Annotated in this window: 14 protein-coding genes; 12 read left to right on the top strand and 2 right to left on the bottom strand. The window is 74.2% G+C overall.

Annotated elements, in window-relative coordinates:
- The 9 genes from ACF073_RS40455 to ACF073_RS40415 all read left to right on the top strand — a co-directional run.
- A partial coding sequence (locus tag ACF073_RS40455) for a 2-oxo acid dehydrogenase subunit E2 (protein WP_392076550.1) occupies positions 1 to 138 on the top strand: 138 nt, incomplete at its 5' end.
- Positions 139 to 290: 152 nt separating this feature from the next.
- On the top strand, positions 291 to 1,304 hold the full coding sequence (locus ACF073_RS40450; RefSeq protein WP_392076548.1) for an AvrD family protein: 1,014 nt from the start codon (positions 291 to 293) through the stop codon (positions 1,302 to 1,304).
- Positions 1,305 to 1,371: 67 nt separating this feature from the next.
- Complete coding sequence (locus ACF073_RS40445) at positions 1,372 to 2,391, top strand: beta-ketoacyl-ACP synthase III (protein WP_392076547.1); 1,020 nt, start codon at positions 1,372 to 1,374, stop codon at positions 2,389 to 2,391.
- A 32-nt stretch (positions 2,392 to 2,423) separates the two neighbouring features.
- Positions 2,424 to 2,660: an acyl carrier protein gene (locus tag ACF073_RS40440; protein ID WP_392076546.1), complete on the top strand. Its 237-nt coding sequence runs from the start codon at positions 2,424 to 2,426 to the stop codon at positions 2,658 to 2,660.
- A 79-nt stretch (positions 2,661 to 2,739) separates the two neighbouring features.
- Positions 2,740 to 4,137, top strand: coding sequence for an FAD-binding oxidoreductase (locus tag ACF073_RS40435; protein WP_392076545.1), 1,398 nt, complete (start codon positions 2,740 to 2,742; stop codon positions 4,135 to 4,137).
- 26 nt (positions 4,138 to 4,163) lie between these two features.
- The gene (locus ACF073_RS40430; protein ID WP_392076544.1) at positions 4,164 to 4,628 is read left to right on the top strand and encodes a nuclear transport factor 2 family protein; all 465 of its coding nucleotides are present in this window, start codon (positions 4,164 to 4,166) and stop codon (positions 4,626 to 4,628) included.
- A 39-nt stretch (positions 4,629 to 4,667) separates the two neighbouring features.
- On the top strand, positions 4,668 to 6,155 hold the full coding sequence (locus ACF073_RS40425; protein WP_392076543.1) for a DUF2252 domain-containing protein: 1,488 nt from the start codon (positions 4,668 to 4,670) through the stop codon (positions 6,153 to 6,155).
- A gap of 600 nt (positions 6,156 to 6,755) precedes the next feature.
- Positions 6,756 to 7,568: a hypothetical protein gene (locus tag ACF073_RS40420; protein ID WP_392076542.1), complete on the top strand. Its 813-nt coding sequence runs from the start codon at positions 6,756 to 6,758 to the stop codon at positions 7,566 to 7,568.
- 49 nt (positions 7,569 to 7,617) lie between these two features.
- On the top strand, positions 7,618 to 7,947 hold the full coding sequence (locus ACF073_RS40415) for a rhodanese-like domain-containing protein (RefSeq protein WP_392076549.1): 330 nt from the start codon (positions 7,618 to 7,620) through the stop codon (positions 7,945 to 7,947).
- Here the strand turns inward: ACF073_RS40415 and ACF073_RS40410 are convergent, their stop codons facing one another.
- Positions 7,948 to 9,096, bottom strand: a complete 1,149-nt coding sequence (locus ACF073_RS40410) for an acyl-CoA dehydrogenase family protein (RefSeq protein WP_392076541.1) — start codon at positions 9,094 to 9,096, stop codon at positions 7,948 to 7,950. It abuts the gene before it with no gap.
- 282 nt (positions 9,097 to 9,378) lie between these two features.
- Here ACF073_RS40410 and ACF073_RS40405 point away from each other — a divergent pair, with 282 nt between their 5' ends.
- From ACF073_RS40405 to ACF073_RS40395, 3 genes are read left to right on the top strand one after another with little or no spacing between them, the layout of a single operon-like run.
- Entirely contained in the window at positions 9,379 to 10,158 is a 780-nt protein-coding gene (locus ACF073_RS40405; protein ID WP_392076540.1) for a DUF5819 family protein, read from the top strand.
- Positions 10,155 to 11,411 (top strand): HTTM domain-containing protein, encoded by a 1,257-nt coding sequence (locus tag ACF073_RS40400; protein WP_392076539.1) that lies wholly within the window; start codon positions 10,155 to 10,157, stop codon positions 11,409 to 11,411. Before ACF073_RS40405 ends, ACF073_RS40400 begins: the two co-directional genes overlap by 4 nt.
- Positions 11,408 to 12,202 carry a TrmH family RNA methyltransferase gene (locus ACF073_RS40395; protein ID WP_392076538.1) on the top strand — a complete coding sequence of 265 codons (795 nt, stop codon included), beginning with the start codon at positions 11,408 to 11,410 and terminating at the stop codon, positions 12,200 to 12,202. Before ACF073_RS40400 ends, ACF073_RS40395 begins: the two co-directional genes overlap by 4 nt.
- 85 nt (positions 12,203 to 12,287) lie before the next feature.
- Here the strand turns inward: ACF073_RS40395 and ACF073_RS40390 are convergent, their stop codons facing one another.
- Positions 12,288 to 13,244 (bottom strand): NADP-dependent oxidoreductase, encoded by a 957-nt coding sequence (locus ACF073_RS40390; RefSeq protein WP_392076537.1) that lies wholly within the window; start codon positions 13,242 to 13,244, stop codon positions 12,288 to 12,290.
- Between the last annotated feature and the right edge of the window lie 141 nt (positions 13,245 to 13,385).

The following is a 13,385-nucleotide window of genomic DNA, read 5'->3' as shown; positions in this document are numbered from 1 at the left end:
AAGGTGAAGCCGCGTCAGGTGACCACGCTGGCGTTGAGTTTCGATCACCGGCTGGTCGACGGCGAGCTGGGTTCCAAGGTCCTCGCCGATGTCGCGGCGATCCTGGAACAGCCCAAGCGCCTCATCACCTGGGCCTGAAGCAGGCCCTCGCCGGAATCCGGCACGGGCACCCCGCCCGGAACCGGACGGCCGGACATCCGCCGCGGGCCACCGGCACGCAGCCGCGCGCACTCATGAGCCGGGTGAACCAGGACCGGCGGCCCCTCGCACCACCGCTCGGGAGGAACGACATGACAGAGACGACCACCGCCCCGGAACGCGTACGCCGTACCGTCGACGACTATCTGGGACCGGGCGAGAAGCGGTTCTTCGGAGCCGGCTACAAGCGCGCCGAGCAGACCCTCCGGGACATCGTGCTGGAGGTGGGCCCGGACGGCGACGGAACCGTGCGGGCCAGGGCCGCCGTGCGCTACCCGGAGGACTGGTCCAAGAAGGGCCGCCGCAACCAGGCGCCCCACCTCAGCAGCATCGACGTGCTGCTGCTCGCCGGTGAGGCCGCGGAGCTGTACCTGACCCACGCGCTGGGCCTCGACGTCGGCCGCCGCAGCGAGATGCGGCTGCGCCGGGTCCGGATGAAGGCGGGCACCAGCCCGGTCGAGGAAGCGCTCGACGGATTCGACGTCCGGGCCACCGTCACCGCGCTGCCCGCCGAACCGGACACCGGTGCGCGGGTCTCCGTGGCCGACTGCCAGGTGGGGGCGCTGCGGGTGCGGTGCGAGATCGAGCACCCGGCCGGAACCGTGCGCCCGGGCACGGCCGCCTACCCGGGCCCGGACGAGCTGCTGGGCCCCGCCGGACTCCGGCCGTTCCGGGACGCCCACAAGTGCAAGACCCAGCTCATCGAGGATCTGCGGGTGGACCTCGCGGAGCAGCGCGCGCAGGCCACGGTCAGCTCCCGCACCGCGGCGCCGGACGGGCCGCCGGTGCGCGGACTGGAGAGCTACAGCCACCGGGCCACCTCGCTGGTCGACGTCTTCGTCGCCGCCATCCAGCTCGGGCAGATCCTGCTCTACGAACTCGACGGCGTACCGCGGTCCGAGAGCAACACGCTCTGGATGCGCCAGACCGTGCTCGACGTCGCCGACACCCGGCGCCCGGTCACGTCCCCCGCCCCGCTCTCCGTCCGGCTGGCCGACTCCCAGCTGCTGACCACACGGGAGGGCGACACCTGGCGATCCGTCCAGATCGTCGGGGAGCTCCAGCACATGTCCGTCAGCTGCTCGGCCGCGCACCGGCTGCCGTAGCGCCCGTCACGGGAAGGAACACCACGATGAACGGCGACCACCGTTCGCACACCAGCCGAGGCCGGTCATGAGCCGCGCCGCGGTCCTCACCGGCATCGGAGCCATGGTCCCGGACCGGATGGTGGACAACGACGAGATCTCCACCCTGGTCGACACCAACGACCAGTGGATACGCACCAGGACGGGCATAGGGCGCCGCCACTGGGCCGCCCCCGGCGTCAGCACCGGCGACCTCGCGGTCGAGGCGGGCCGGCGGGCCCTGGAGTCGGCGGGCGCCGACTCGGTCGACCTGGTGATCATGGCGACCAGCACCCCGGACCAGCCGATGCCCGCCACCGCCCCGCGCGTCGCCACCGATCTGGGCCTCGCCGGCACCCCCGGCTACGACCTCTCCGCGGCCTGCGCCGGGTTCATCTACGGCCTGCACGCGGCGGCCGGGGCGATCGCGTCCGGCACCTGCGAGCGGGTCCTGGTGATCGGCGCCGACATCTGGTCCACCCGGCTCGACCCGCAGGACCGGGCGACCGCCATCATCTTCGGCGACGGCGCGGGGGCCGCCGTCCTGCGGGCGGGAGACCCGGGCGAGCCCGGCGCGCTGGCCGGGTTCGACCTCGGCAGCGACGGCGCGAACAAGGACCTGGCCGTGCTGCCCGCCGGCGGATCGCGGCAGCGCTCCCGCCGGGAGCCGCTGCGCGAGGCGGACAACTACCTCGCCATGCGCGGCAAGGAGATCTTCACCCACGCCGTGGACCGGATGTCCGGCTCCTCCGCCGCGCTGCTCCGCCGGATCGGCTGGGACACCGGCGACCTCGACTGGTTCGTCGGCCACCAGGCCAACGCGCGCATCCTGAACACCGTGGCCGACGTGATGCACGTGGACCGCGCCCGGGTGCTGCTCCATCTGGACCGGGTCGGGAACACCTCCGCCGCCTCCATCCCGCTCGCGCTCACCGACGCCGCGGCCGGCGGCCGGCTGCGGCCGGGGCAGCGGGTCCTGCTGACCTCCTTCGGCGGCGGCCTGAGCTGGGGCTCCACGGCCCTGACCTGGCCCGACCTCAAGGCACTCGCCCCCGCCCCGGACTGCTGACCCGACACCTCCGAGACCTTCGAAAGGCCCCCATGGACGCCATAGCCCGGCACATCGTGAACATCCTCGTGGAGAAGTTCGCCATGGACGACGACATCACCCCGGCCACCGACTTCTCCAGGCTCGAACTGGACTCGCTGGTCATGCTGGAGCTCTCCGTGATCATCGAGCGGGAGTACGGCCCGCGCATCCCCGAGGACGAGCTCCTGGAGGCGGGCAGCGTGAACGGCATCGTCGCGCTGATCAGCGCCGGCGCCCCGGCCGCGTGACCTCGCCGCCGCATCCCCTCCCCACCCACCCGTCCCGTCGGCACGACGTCACCGGCCGACGTGCCCCGCAGGAGAGACCATGACGCTGAAGAACCGTTCCGGACAGCCCGTAGCCCAGGAGGAGATCGACGCGCTGCGCACCGCCGTACGCGGTGACGTCCTCGGACAGCGCGACGAGGGCTATGCCCAGGCCCGGCTGGTGTGGAACGGCTATTTCAACCGCACCCCGGGGCTGATCGTGCGCTGCGCGGGCGCGGCCGACGTGGTCGAGGCCGTGCGCTTCGCCACCCGGCACGACGTACTGCTGGCCGTGCGCAGCGGCGGCCACAGCTACCCCGGGCACTCGACCATCGACGACGGACTGGTCGTCGACCTGACCCGGATGAAGGGCATCCGGGTCGACCTGCAGCGGGGCGTCGCCATCGCCGAACCCGGTCTGCTGCTGGCCGACCTGGACGACGAGACCTACCGGTTCGGGCTCTCGGTGACCGGCGGCCAGATCTCGCACACCGGCATCGCCGGGCTCACCCTCGGCGGCGGCATCGGCTGGCTGTGCCGGTCGCAGGGCCTGACCGTCGACAACCTGGTGGCCGCCGACGTGGTCCTCGCCAACGGCGAGGTGCGCCGGGCCAGCGCCGACGACGACGCCGACCTCTACTGGGCGATCCGGGGCGGCGGCGGCAACTTCGGTGTCGTGACGTCGTTCGAGTACCGGCTGCACCCCCAGGGCGCCTGCCGCACCGGTGTCGTCGTCTACCGCGGCGCCGACCACCGCGCCGTCGCCGAGGGCGTGTCCGCGTTCGCCCGGACCGCTCCCGACCGGCTGGGCCTCGCGCTGGGCTTCCTCGACCTGGAGGACGGCGAGACGGGCATCGCCCTGCGCTACGTCGACACCGCGCCCGCCGAGGACACGGACGCGCTGATCGACGCCCTCGCCGGGTTCGGCCCCGAGCCGGTCATGCGGACCACCGAGACCATGGACTACCCGAAGGTCCAGCAGCTCGGCGACGCGGACATGGTGCACCACCGCCGCTACTACACCCGCTCCTTCATGATCCCCACCGTCACCGGCGAGGCGCTCGCCACGCTGATCGAGGGCTTCCGGGAGCGCAGGTCGCCGCTGACCCAGGCGGGCATGATGCTGCTCGGCGGGCAGGTGGCGCGGGTCGCGCCGGAGGCGACGGCGTTCCCGCACCGCGAGGAGGGCTTCCTGGTGACCCTGCTGGGCGGCTGGACCGACGAGAAGGACGACGACGCCAACACCGCCTGGTGCCGCGCGGTGTACGACCGGATGCAGCGGTTCACCTCGGGCGGCGTGTACGTCAACGAGCTGCTCGACGAGGGCGACCGGCGGATCCTGTCGGCCTACGGCAGCGGCCACTACGAGCGGCTGTCCCAGCTGAAGGCGAAGTACGACCCGAACAACGTGTTCCGGGTGAACCAGAACATCAAGCCGGCCCGGCCCGCGCAGTCCTGAACCGGCGAGACCCAGAGAAGGCAGCCATGACCACGACGACGCCGACCGCCCGCGCGGTGGTCGACTCCTTCTTCGCCCGCTTCGGCGGCGCGGACATCGCCGGAGCCCTCGAACTCTTCGCCGAGCGCGTCGACTTCAGGGTCGGCGGGGCGGCCAACGTGCCCTGGGCCGGCCGCCGCGGCACCCGGCAGGAGATCGCGGACTTCTTCGCCGTGCTCGGCGGGCAGCTGACGGCGGCGGAGGAGTTCACCCTCCACACCACGGTCGCCGAGGGGCCGCACGTGGTGGTCCTCGGCCGCAGCCGCTTCGGGGTGCGGGCCACGGGCAGGACGTTCACCAACGACTTCGCCCTGCACATCACCGTGACCGACGGCCTGATCACCGCGTACCACATGTACGAGGACTCCCACGCGATCAGCGCGGCCTTCCCGCCGGTGCCCGCGGCGGCGGACCCCGGGGCCGCCCCCGGCGGGAGCGCACAGGGGATCTGACGCTTTCCGGCCGCCGGTTGTACGGTCTTCCCCGAGTTGATGTTCGTACCGGCGCCTGATCACAGGCGTGCGGGCAGTACGGGGGAGGCGGTCGTGGTGACCGGAACCGGTGTGGAAGCGACGGACGCGGCGGACCTGGGCACGCACCGGCTGCCCCGGGTGCGCGGGTTCGCCCGGTGGCCGGCGCAGGGCTCGCCGAAGCGGGAGGGCAAGGCGCTCCGGGAGAGCGTGCCGCGCTCCGCCCACCGCACCCTCGACCCGGACACCGCCCGCCCCGACGCGGTGAGCGCGGTGACCGAGTCCAACGCCGGCCGCATCGCCGAACTGACCCCGCTGCGGGTGGGCAGGATGGCGGCCGGCCCGTTCGCCTTCCTGCGCGGCTCGGCCGGGCTCATGGCGCACGACCTCGCGCGCACCCCCATGACCAGGATCGGCACCCAGATATGCGGGGACGCCCACGCGGCCAACTTCGGCCTGTACGGCGACGCCCGCGGCGGCCTGGTCATCGACCTCAACGACTTCGACGAGACCGTCGAGGGCCCCTGGGAGTGGGACCTGAAGCGGCTCGCCGCCTCGCTGGTGCTGGCGGGGCGCGAGGTGGGCGCCGACGAGGACACCTGCCGCTCGGCGGCGCACGACACGGTCGGCGCCTACCGCCGCACCATGCGGCTGCTCGCCAAGCTGCCCGTGCTCGACGCCTGGAACGCCATCGCGGACGAGGAGCTGGTCTCCCACACCGACGCCCATGATCTGCTCGGCACGCTGGAGCGGGTCTCGGCGAAGGCCCGGTCCAACACCAGCGGCCGGTTCGCCGCGAAGTCGACCGAGGAGGTGGCGGAGGGCGGGCGCCGGTTCGTGCCCGCACCGCCGGTGCTGCGCGGTGTCCCGGACGCCGAGGCCGCGGCGGTCGCCGCCGCCCTGGAGCCGTACGTGGAGACGCTCGGCGAGGACCGCCGCCCGCTGCTCGCCCGGCACGCCGTGCACGACGTGGCGTTCCGGGTGGTCGGCACCGGCAGCGTCGGCACCCGTTCGTACGTCGTCCTGCTCCTCGACCACCGGGGTGAGCCCTTGGTCCTCCAGGTGAAGGAGGCCCGCCCCTCGGCGCTCCTCCCGCACCTGGCCACGGCCGGCTTCGCGACCCCGCCGGCCGCGCACGAGGGGCGCCGGGTGGTCCTCGGACAGCGCCGGATGCAGGTCGTCAGCGACATCCTGCTCGGCTGGACCACCGTGGAAGGGCGCCCGTACCAGGTGCGCCAGTTCCGCAACCGCAAGGGCAGCGTCGACCCGGCCGCCCTCGCCCCGGACCAGCTCGACGACTACGGCCGGATGACCGGCGCCCTGCTGGCCCGCGCCCACTCGCACGGCGCCGACCCCCGGCTGATCGCCGGATACTGCGGCAAGAACGAGGAGCTGGACGAGGCGATCGCCGACTTCGCCGTCGCCTACGCCGACCGCACCGAGGCGGACCACGCGGACCTGCTCACGGGCATACGGACGGGCCGCATAGCAGCAGAGACAGAAGCCTGACCCCCACCCGCGCCCCGTCAGGGGCGCGGGGAACCGCGCGAGCAACCCCCACGCCCCCGCACCCGGCACGCTCCCGGTAGTCCCGCGGCGAGACGCCGCAACCGCCCCCCGGCCGTCTGCCGCGCCCCGTCAGGGGCGCGGGGAACTGCGCGAGCACCCCCCACGGCCCCGCACCGGGCGACGGCGCGGCGGACCCCCTTCAGGGGCGCGGGGAACTGCGCGAGCAACCCCCACGGCCCCGCACCCGGCGGCGGCGCGGCGGACCCCCTTCAGGGGCGCGGGGAACTGCGCGAGCACCCCCCATGTCCCCGCACCCGGCGACGGCGCGGCGGACCCCGTCAGGGGCGCGGGGAACTGCGCGAGCAACCCCCATGCCCCCGCACCGGGCGGCGGCGCGGCGGACCCCCTTCAGGGGCGCGGGGAACTGCGCGAGCACCCCCCATGCCCCCGCACCGGGCGGCGGCGCGGCGGACCCCCTTCAGGGGCGCGGGGAACTGCGCGAACGCCCCCACGCACCCGCACCCGGCACGCCCCCCCCGCCCCGCGGACAAAGGCGCCGCACCCCCGAGCCAAGCCGAGCGCAGCGGCTACGCTGGGCGGGTGACGACCCCCGAAGCCGACCAGCCCCAGCCGCCGCGCCCCGAGGAACCGCTGGAGCGGGCCGTACGGGCCGCCGAGCAGGCGTTGATCGAGTACGAGATCGCCGTGGAGACCTTCCGCGTCGAGGTCGAGAACTTCTCCCGCCTGCACGAGCAGCGGCTCGGCCCGCTCTATGCCCGGATCGAGGAGCTGGACGCGGAGATCGCCGAGGCGAAGGCGGCCCGCACCGGCGACCCCGAGGACATCCGCCGTGCCGCCGAGGCCCGCGAGCGCGTGCTGCCGATCCCGGGCGTGGAGGACCTGCTGCACGGCTGGATGGACGGCGGCGGCCTGTTCCCGGAGGCCACCGCCATGCTCACCGACCAGGCGGTGCGGCCCCCGCAGCGGGTGCGGCCCAGCGAGGAGGCCCGCAGGCTCTACCGCGACCTCGCCCGCAAGGCGCACCCCGACCTGGCCCAGGAGGAAGAGGAGCGCAAGCGGCGCGAGGAGTTCCTCAGCCGGGTCAACGCCGCCTACGCGCGGGGCGACGAGACCCTGCTCGGCGAGCTGGCCGCGGAATGGGCGGCCGGCCCGGTGCCGCCGGAGCGCCGCCCGAGCCCCGCCGAGGAGCTGTACGCCCGCCTGGAGTGGCTCGCCCAGCGCAAGGAACTGATCGCCCTGGTCGCCGCCGAGCTGGAGGGGGGCGCGATCGCCGGCCTGCTCCGCCTCGCCCCGGACGACCCCGACAGCCTGCTGGAGGAGATCGCCGGCCGGCTGCGCTCCGACATCGCCCAGCGGGAGGCGGAACTGGCCACCGTGCTGGGGCAGGACTGAGCCGTCCGCCGGGTCGGGTAGCGTCGGAGCCATGAATTTCGGAGCTGGTGTGCCCACGGTCCAGATCACGGACCTCAAGGACGGCGACTTCCTGCTGGACGTCCGCGAGGACGACGAGTGGCAGGCGGGCCACGCCGAGGGAGCCCTGCACATTCCCATCAGCGAGTTCGTGGCCCGCTACGGCGAGCTGACCGAGGCCGCCCCGCAGGACGGCCGCGTCCACGTCATCTGCCGCTCGGGCGGCCGCTCGGCGCAGGTCACCATGTACCTGGTCCAGCAGGGCATCGACGCCGTGAACGTCGACGGCGGCATGCAGTTCTGGCAGACGGACGGCCGCCCGGTCATCACCGACGACGGCCGGCCCGGCATCGTCCTGTAGTCAGCCGAGGGGATGGGCGGCCAGCAGGTCGCCGAGCCGTTCCTCGTACGCCGCCGCCGGGCCGAGCGCCAGTTCCAGGTGCTTGGCCCAGGCGTGGTAGCGGTGCAGCGCGTAGTCGGTGTCCGCGCCGAACCCGCCGTGCAGATGCTGTGCCGTCTGCACCACCCGCCGTACCCCCTCCGCCGCCCAGATCTTCGCCACGGCGAGGTCCCCGGCGACGGGCAGCGCCCCCGGTGCCCCGGAGGCGATCCGCCAGGCGGCCTGCCACAGGGTGGCCTCCATGGCGCGCAGATCGATGTACCGGTCGGCGGCCTGCACGGCCACCGCCTGGAACGTCGCGATCGGATGCCCGAACTGCTCCCGCTTGCCGGTGTACTCGCCGGTCATCCGCAGCACCCGCTCGCCCAGCCCGAGCGCCAGCGCGCAGGTCCCGGTCACCAGCAGCGCGTGCAGCCACTCCCAGGCGCCGTCCGCCTCGATCACGTCCTGCGGACCGACCCGTACGGACCGCAGCCGCAGCTCGGCCAGCCGCTCGCCGCTGGTGGACACCTGCTCGGCCGGCTCCAGCCCGTCCGCCGCGCGCGGCACCAGCGCCAGCACGGTCCGGCCGGCGCCCGCGCCCGCGGCCTCGACCTGTGCCGGTACGACGACCAGGTCGGCGTCGTACGCCCACGGCACCGCCGTCTGCACCCCGTCCAGCAGCCACGCCTGTCCGTCCCGCCGGGCGCCGACGGCCAGTTCGGCCGGATCGTGGCCGGTACGGCCGTGTGCCGCGACGGTCAGCACCAGCTCGCCCCGCCCCGCCCGGCCCAGCAGCCGGTCCGCCCGCTCCGGGCCGCCGTAGACCTGTACGGCCGCGATCGCCGCGCTGTGCTCCAGCAGCGGCACCCGGGCGAGCACCCGGCCGGCCTCGCGCAGCACCAGGCAGAGCGCGATCGCGTCGAGGCCCGCCCCGCCGTGCTCCTCGGCCGGCAGCAGGCTCAGCAGGCCGGTGTCGGCGAGCCGGGACCACAGCGCCCGGTCGAAGCCCTCGGCGACGGCGCCGGTGGTGAGCGCCGGACTGGGCACCGCGTCCGGCGCGACCCCGGCGAACACCCCCCGCGCCGCCTCGGCCGCCGCCTGCTGCTCCTCGGTGAAGGTGAAGTCCACGGCCTGTCCTCCTGGCGGATCCCGACGTCATGTCTGACGGTCCGTCAAGATAGAACAGGTTCTAGAAGAAGGGAACGGTGCGGAGCCGGGCAGTCACCCAGGGCCGGTCACGTGGCGAGGACCACCGAGGCCGGCCCCCACCCGGGGCTGCGCCCGGTGCCCCGGGCTGAGTACCGTTCCGTGCGGGCGCCCCGACGTGGCGCTCGTGCGGCATGCGGCGCCTGTGACGGACAGCGCGCCGCCGAGCCGCCCCGCATGAGCCGAGACGGGGGACGGAACGGAATGGACGCGTACGACGAGGACCCGCGGGGCCCGCAGGCCCCCGACGGGTCGGCCGGGACGCGTCTCCCGGAAGACCCCCCGCAACCCCCGCCCCCGCCCCCGCCAGCGCCGTCCGCCGCCGGGGACCGGCCGCGCACCGGCGTCGCCGCGCTCTCCCCCCGCTACCAGATCGGCGCCGCGCTGGCGCTCGCCGCCGTCGCCGTGGCCGCCTGTGTGCATCTGCTGATGGTGTTCCTCAGCCTCGCGCCCGCGAACACGGTGACCAAGCAGCACGGCAAGGCGATAGAGGAGTGGGTGTACCCGGAGTTCGAGCAGAACTGGAAGCTGTTCGCCCCGAACCCGCTGCAGCAGAACATCGCCGTACAGGTCCGCGCCGAGGTGCGGGTGAAGGACGGCGGCCTGCGCACCACCGGGTGGACCGACCTGTCCGCCCAGGACGGCGCCGCGATCGACGGCAACCCGGTGCCCAGCCACGCCCAGCAGAACGAGCTGCGCCGGGCCTGGGACTTCTTCGCCGCCACGCACGGCACCGACAACCGGCCCGTGGGCATGCGCGGCTCCCTCTCCGAGCAGTACCTGCGCCGGATCGTGGTGATGCGCCTGTACCGGGACGACGCGACGGGCCCGGGGGGCGTGATCCAGCGCGTGCAGGTGCGGTCCATGACCACCAATGTGCAGCCGCCGTCCTGGAGCCGTGAGCGGGTCTCCGACAAGCCCGTCTACCGCCTGATGCCCTGGTGGACCCCGACGGCCGACGAAGCCGCGGGAGGCGTGCGATGAACGGTCTCTCCCCGAAGCTCTCGCGCGGTGTCGCCCGGGTCACCGAGGCCGCCCTCGGGCCGTACCAGAGCGCCGTGATCCGGATCGGCTTCGCCGGCACCTGGCTGCTGTTCCTGCTGCGCGAGTTCCCGCACCGCCAGGAGCTGTACGGCCCCTCCGGACCATGGGGCTGGAACCTCGCCAAGCAGCTGACCGACGACAACCACGCCTTCACGGCGCTGCTGTGGTCCGACGGGCGGCTCTGGTTCGAGTGCTGCTACGCGCTGGCCGTCCTCGCCGGCGTGGCCCTGCTGCTCGGCTGGCGCACCCGGACGGCGTCCCTGCTGTTCATGCTGGGCGTGCTGTCGCTGCAGAACCGCAGCGTCTTCGTCGGCGACGGCGGCGACAACGTCCTGCACCTGATGTCCTTCTACCTGGTCTTCACGCGCTGCGGACAGGTGTGGTCCCTCGACGCCCGCCGCGCGGCCCGTGACACGGCGGCCAGCGCGCGCGGGGAGCGGGTGCCCGCCGACCGGGTGGGACCGGTGCTGTGGGCGGTGTCCGGCCTGGCCCTCGGCACGGCGACGCTGACCGGGCGGTTCGACAACGGCTGGCTGATCCCGGCGCTGCTGTGGACGGCCTGGGCCGCCCTCGGCCTGTGGTGGGCCGTGGGCCGGCGCCCGGCCTGGCAGGAACCCCGGACGCTGCTGGACGTCATCGCGAACATCCTGCACAACGGCGCCCTGGTCGTGATCATGGCCGAGGCGTGCCTGATCTACGCCACGGCCGGCTGGTACAAGATCCAGGGCTCGCGCTGGCAGGACGGCACCGCCGTCTACTACCCGCTCCACCTGGACTACTTCTCGCCCTGGCCGGCACTCGCCGACCTGATGTCCGCCAGCGGCACGATCATGATGGTCGCGGCCTACGCGACGGTCATGCTGCAGGTCGCCTTCCCGTTCACCCTGTTCAACCGGCGGGTCAAGAACGTCCTGCTGGTCCTGATGATCACCGAGCACGCGGTGATCGCGGTCGTCCTCGGCCTGCCGTTCTTCTCGCTGGCCATGATCGCGGCGGACTCGGTCTTCCTGCCGACGTCGTTCCTGCGCCGGCTGGGCGGCCTTGCGGCACGCGCGCGCGGGCGGCTCGTCCGGAGCGCCGGCCGTACGGTCCCCGGCCCGCGCTCCCCGCAGGACAGCGAGGACAGCGAGGACAGCGAGGGCGGTGAGGGCGGTGAGGGCAGCCCGGCGGACCGCGTAGGGTTCACCGCATGAGCGACCCGCTGAGCCGCTGGCGGGCACACGCCGACACCGCCGTACTGCTCGACGGCTTCCACGCCCTGAAGCACGCGGTGCGGTTCGGGGCCGAGGTGCCGGTCGCGGTCACCACCGACCGGGGGGCCGCGCTGGCCCTCGCCCGGGAGCTGGCGGGGGACGTCCTGGACACCCTGGACGCCCTGCTCACCGAGGTGTCCGAGCAGACGTACGCCTCCCTCGTCCCGCGCCCCCATCCGACCGGCGTGGCCGCCCTCGCGGTACGGCCGTCCCGCGAGGCCCAGCTGCGCGCGCTCGCCCGCACGCCCCGCACCGCCCCCGTCGTGGTCCTGGACAACCCGCGCAACCTGGGCAACGCCGGAGCGGTGATCCGGCTGGCCGCGGGCTTCGGGGCGACCGGCGTGATCACCACGGGCACGCTCGACCCCTGGCACCCCACGGTGGTGCGCGGCGGCGCGGGTCTGCACTTCGCGACCGCCGTGGAACGCCTCGGCGTCGACGAACTGCCCGCCGGCCCGCTGTTCGCCCTCGACCCGGAGGGCGAGGACATCCGCGGCACCGAGCTGCCCGACGACGCGGTGCTGGCCTTCGGCTCGGAGCGCACGGGCCTCTCCCCGGACCTGCGTGCCCGCGCAGACCACCTGCTGCGCCTGCCCATGCGTCCGCAGGTCTCCAGCTACAACCTGGCCACCAGCGTGGCGATGACGCTGTACCACTGGAGCGCGACCGGCCCGCACGGGACTGCTGTGCGGGATCACCCGGCAGATGCCGCGTCAGGTCCGGGTTCCTGACGTCCGCCGCCGTTCCCGCCCGGCCGTGCCCGTTTCCGACCTCCGCGGCGGACACACCCCCGTGCGGTGCGGCGGCTGGTTCCGCTCACGGGGCCGCCGGGACGTGGATCACGACCTTTCCCCGCTGATGCTCCCCGCGCAGGGTCTCGTACGCCTCGCGTGTGTCGGCCAGCTCGACGACATGGTCCACGACGGGGATCAGCCGGCCGTTCTCGATGAGCCGGGCGATCGAACCCAGCTCGTCGTGGCTCGGCTCGACGATGAAGAACGTGCCGCGGGCGCCGTGCTCGGCGGCCCGCTCCGGATCCGGCGGTGACACGATGCTGACGAGGACGCCGCCCGGCCGCAGGACGGCCCACGACCGCTCCTGCGTCCGGCCCCCCACCAGGTCGAGGACGACGTCGACGTCCCCGGCCTGGTCCTCGAAGCGGGCGCCGGCGTAGTCCAGGACCCGCTCCGCGCCGAGGCTCGTCACGAAGTCCCGGTCACGGGCCGCCGCCGTCGCCGTGACCCTCGCGCCCAGAGCGGCCGCGATCTGCACCGCGAACGATCCCACCCCGCCGGCCGCACCGTGGATCAGCACGTGCTGCCCCGCCTTCACCGAGGCATGGTCCACCAGTGCCTGCCAGGCGGTGAGCGCCGCCAGGGGCACGGCCGCCGCCCGGTCGTGGTCGAGGCCGGCGGGTTTGGCGGCCAGCGCGTCGGCGGGCACGCTGACGTACTCGGCGGCGGCGCCGTCCCGGGTGAACGGGATGAGCCCGTAGACCTCGTCCCCGACGGCCACCGACGTGACTCCGGGGCCGACCGCGGCCGCGATCCCGGACACCTCGTGCGAGGGGATGATCGGTGTGCGATCCGCCCCCGTCCCGTCGAAGCTGTCGGTCCAGGTGGCGTCCCAGGTGAGTTCGTCGGCGGTGATGGAGGCGGCCCGCACGGCGACGAGCACCTCGTCCGGTGCCGCTCGCGGCCGAGGCGCCGTCTCGTACGTCAGCCGCTCGGGGCCGCCACGGCTGTGCGCGCGCACCGCGTGCATGGTGTCCATATCAAGCTCGCTCCGGCAGTCGGAGAACCCGCGACCGCGGGCCCGGACACCTCCAGGATCGGTCGCGGGGCGTCCGGCTGCGACCCGTCGGACCGACCGAACCGGTCCCGGTTCGTCGAGACGGACCGAACCGGTTCGTCG

Source organism: Streptomyces sp. NPDC015171, from assembly GCF_043079545.1.
Classification (GTDB): Bacteria; Actinomycetota; Actinomycetes; order Streptomycetales; family Streptomycetaceae; genus Streptomyces.
This window is presented reverse-complemented; position numbering and strand designations above follow the sequence as displayed.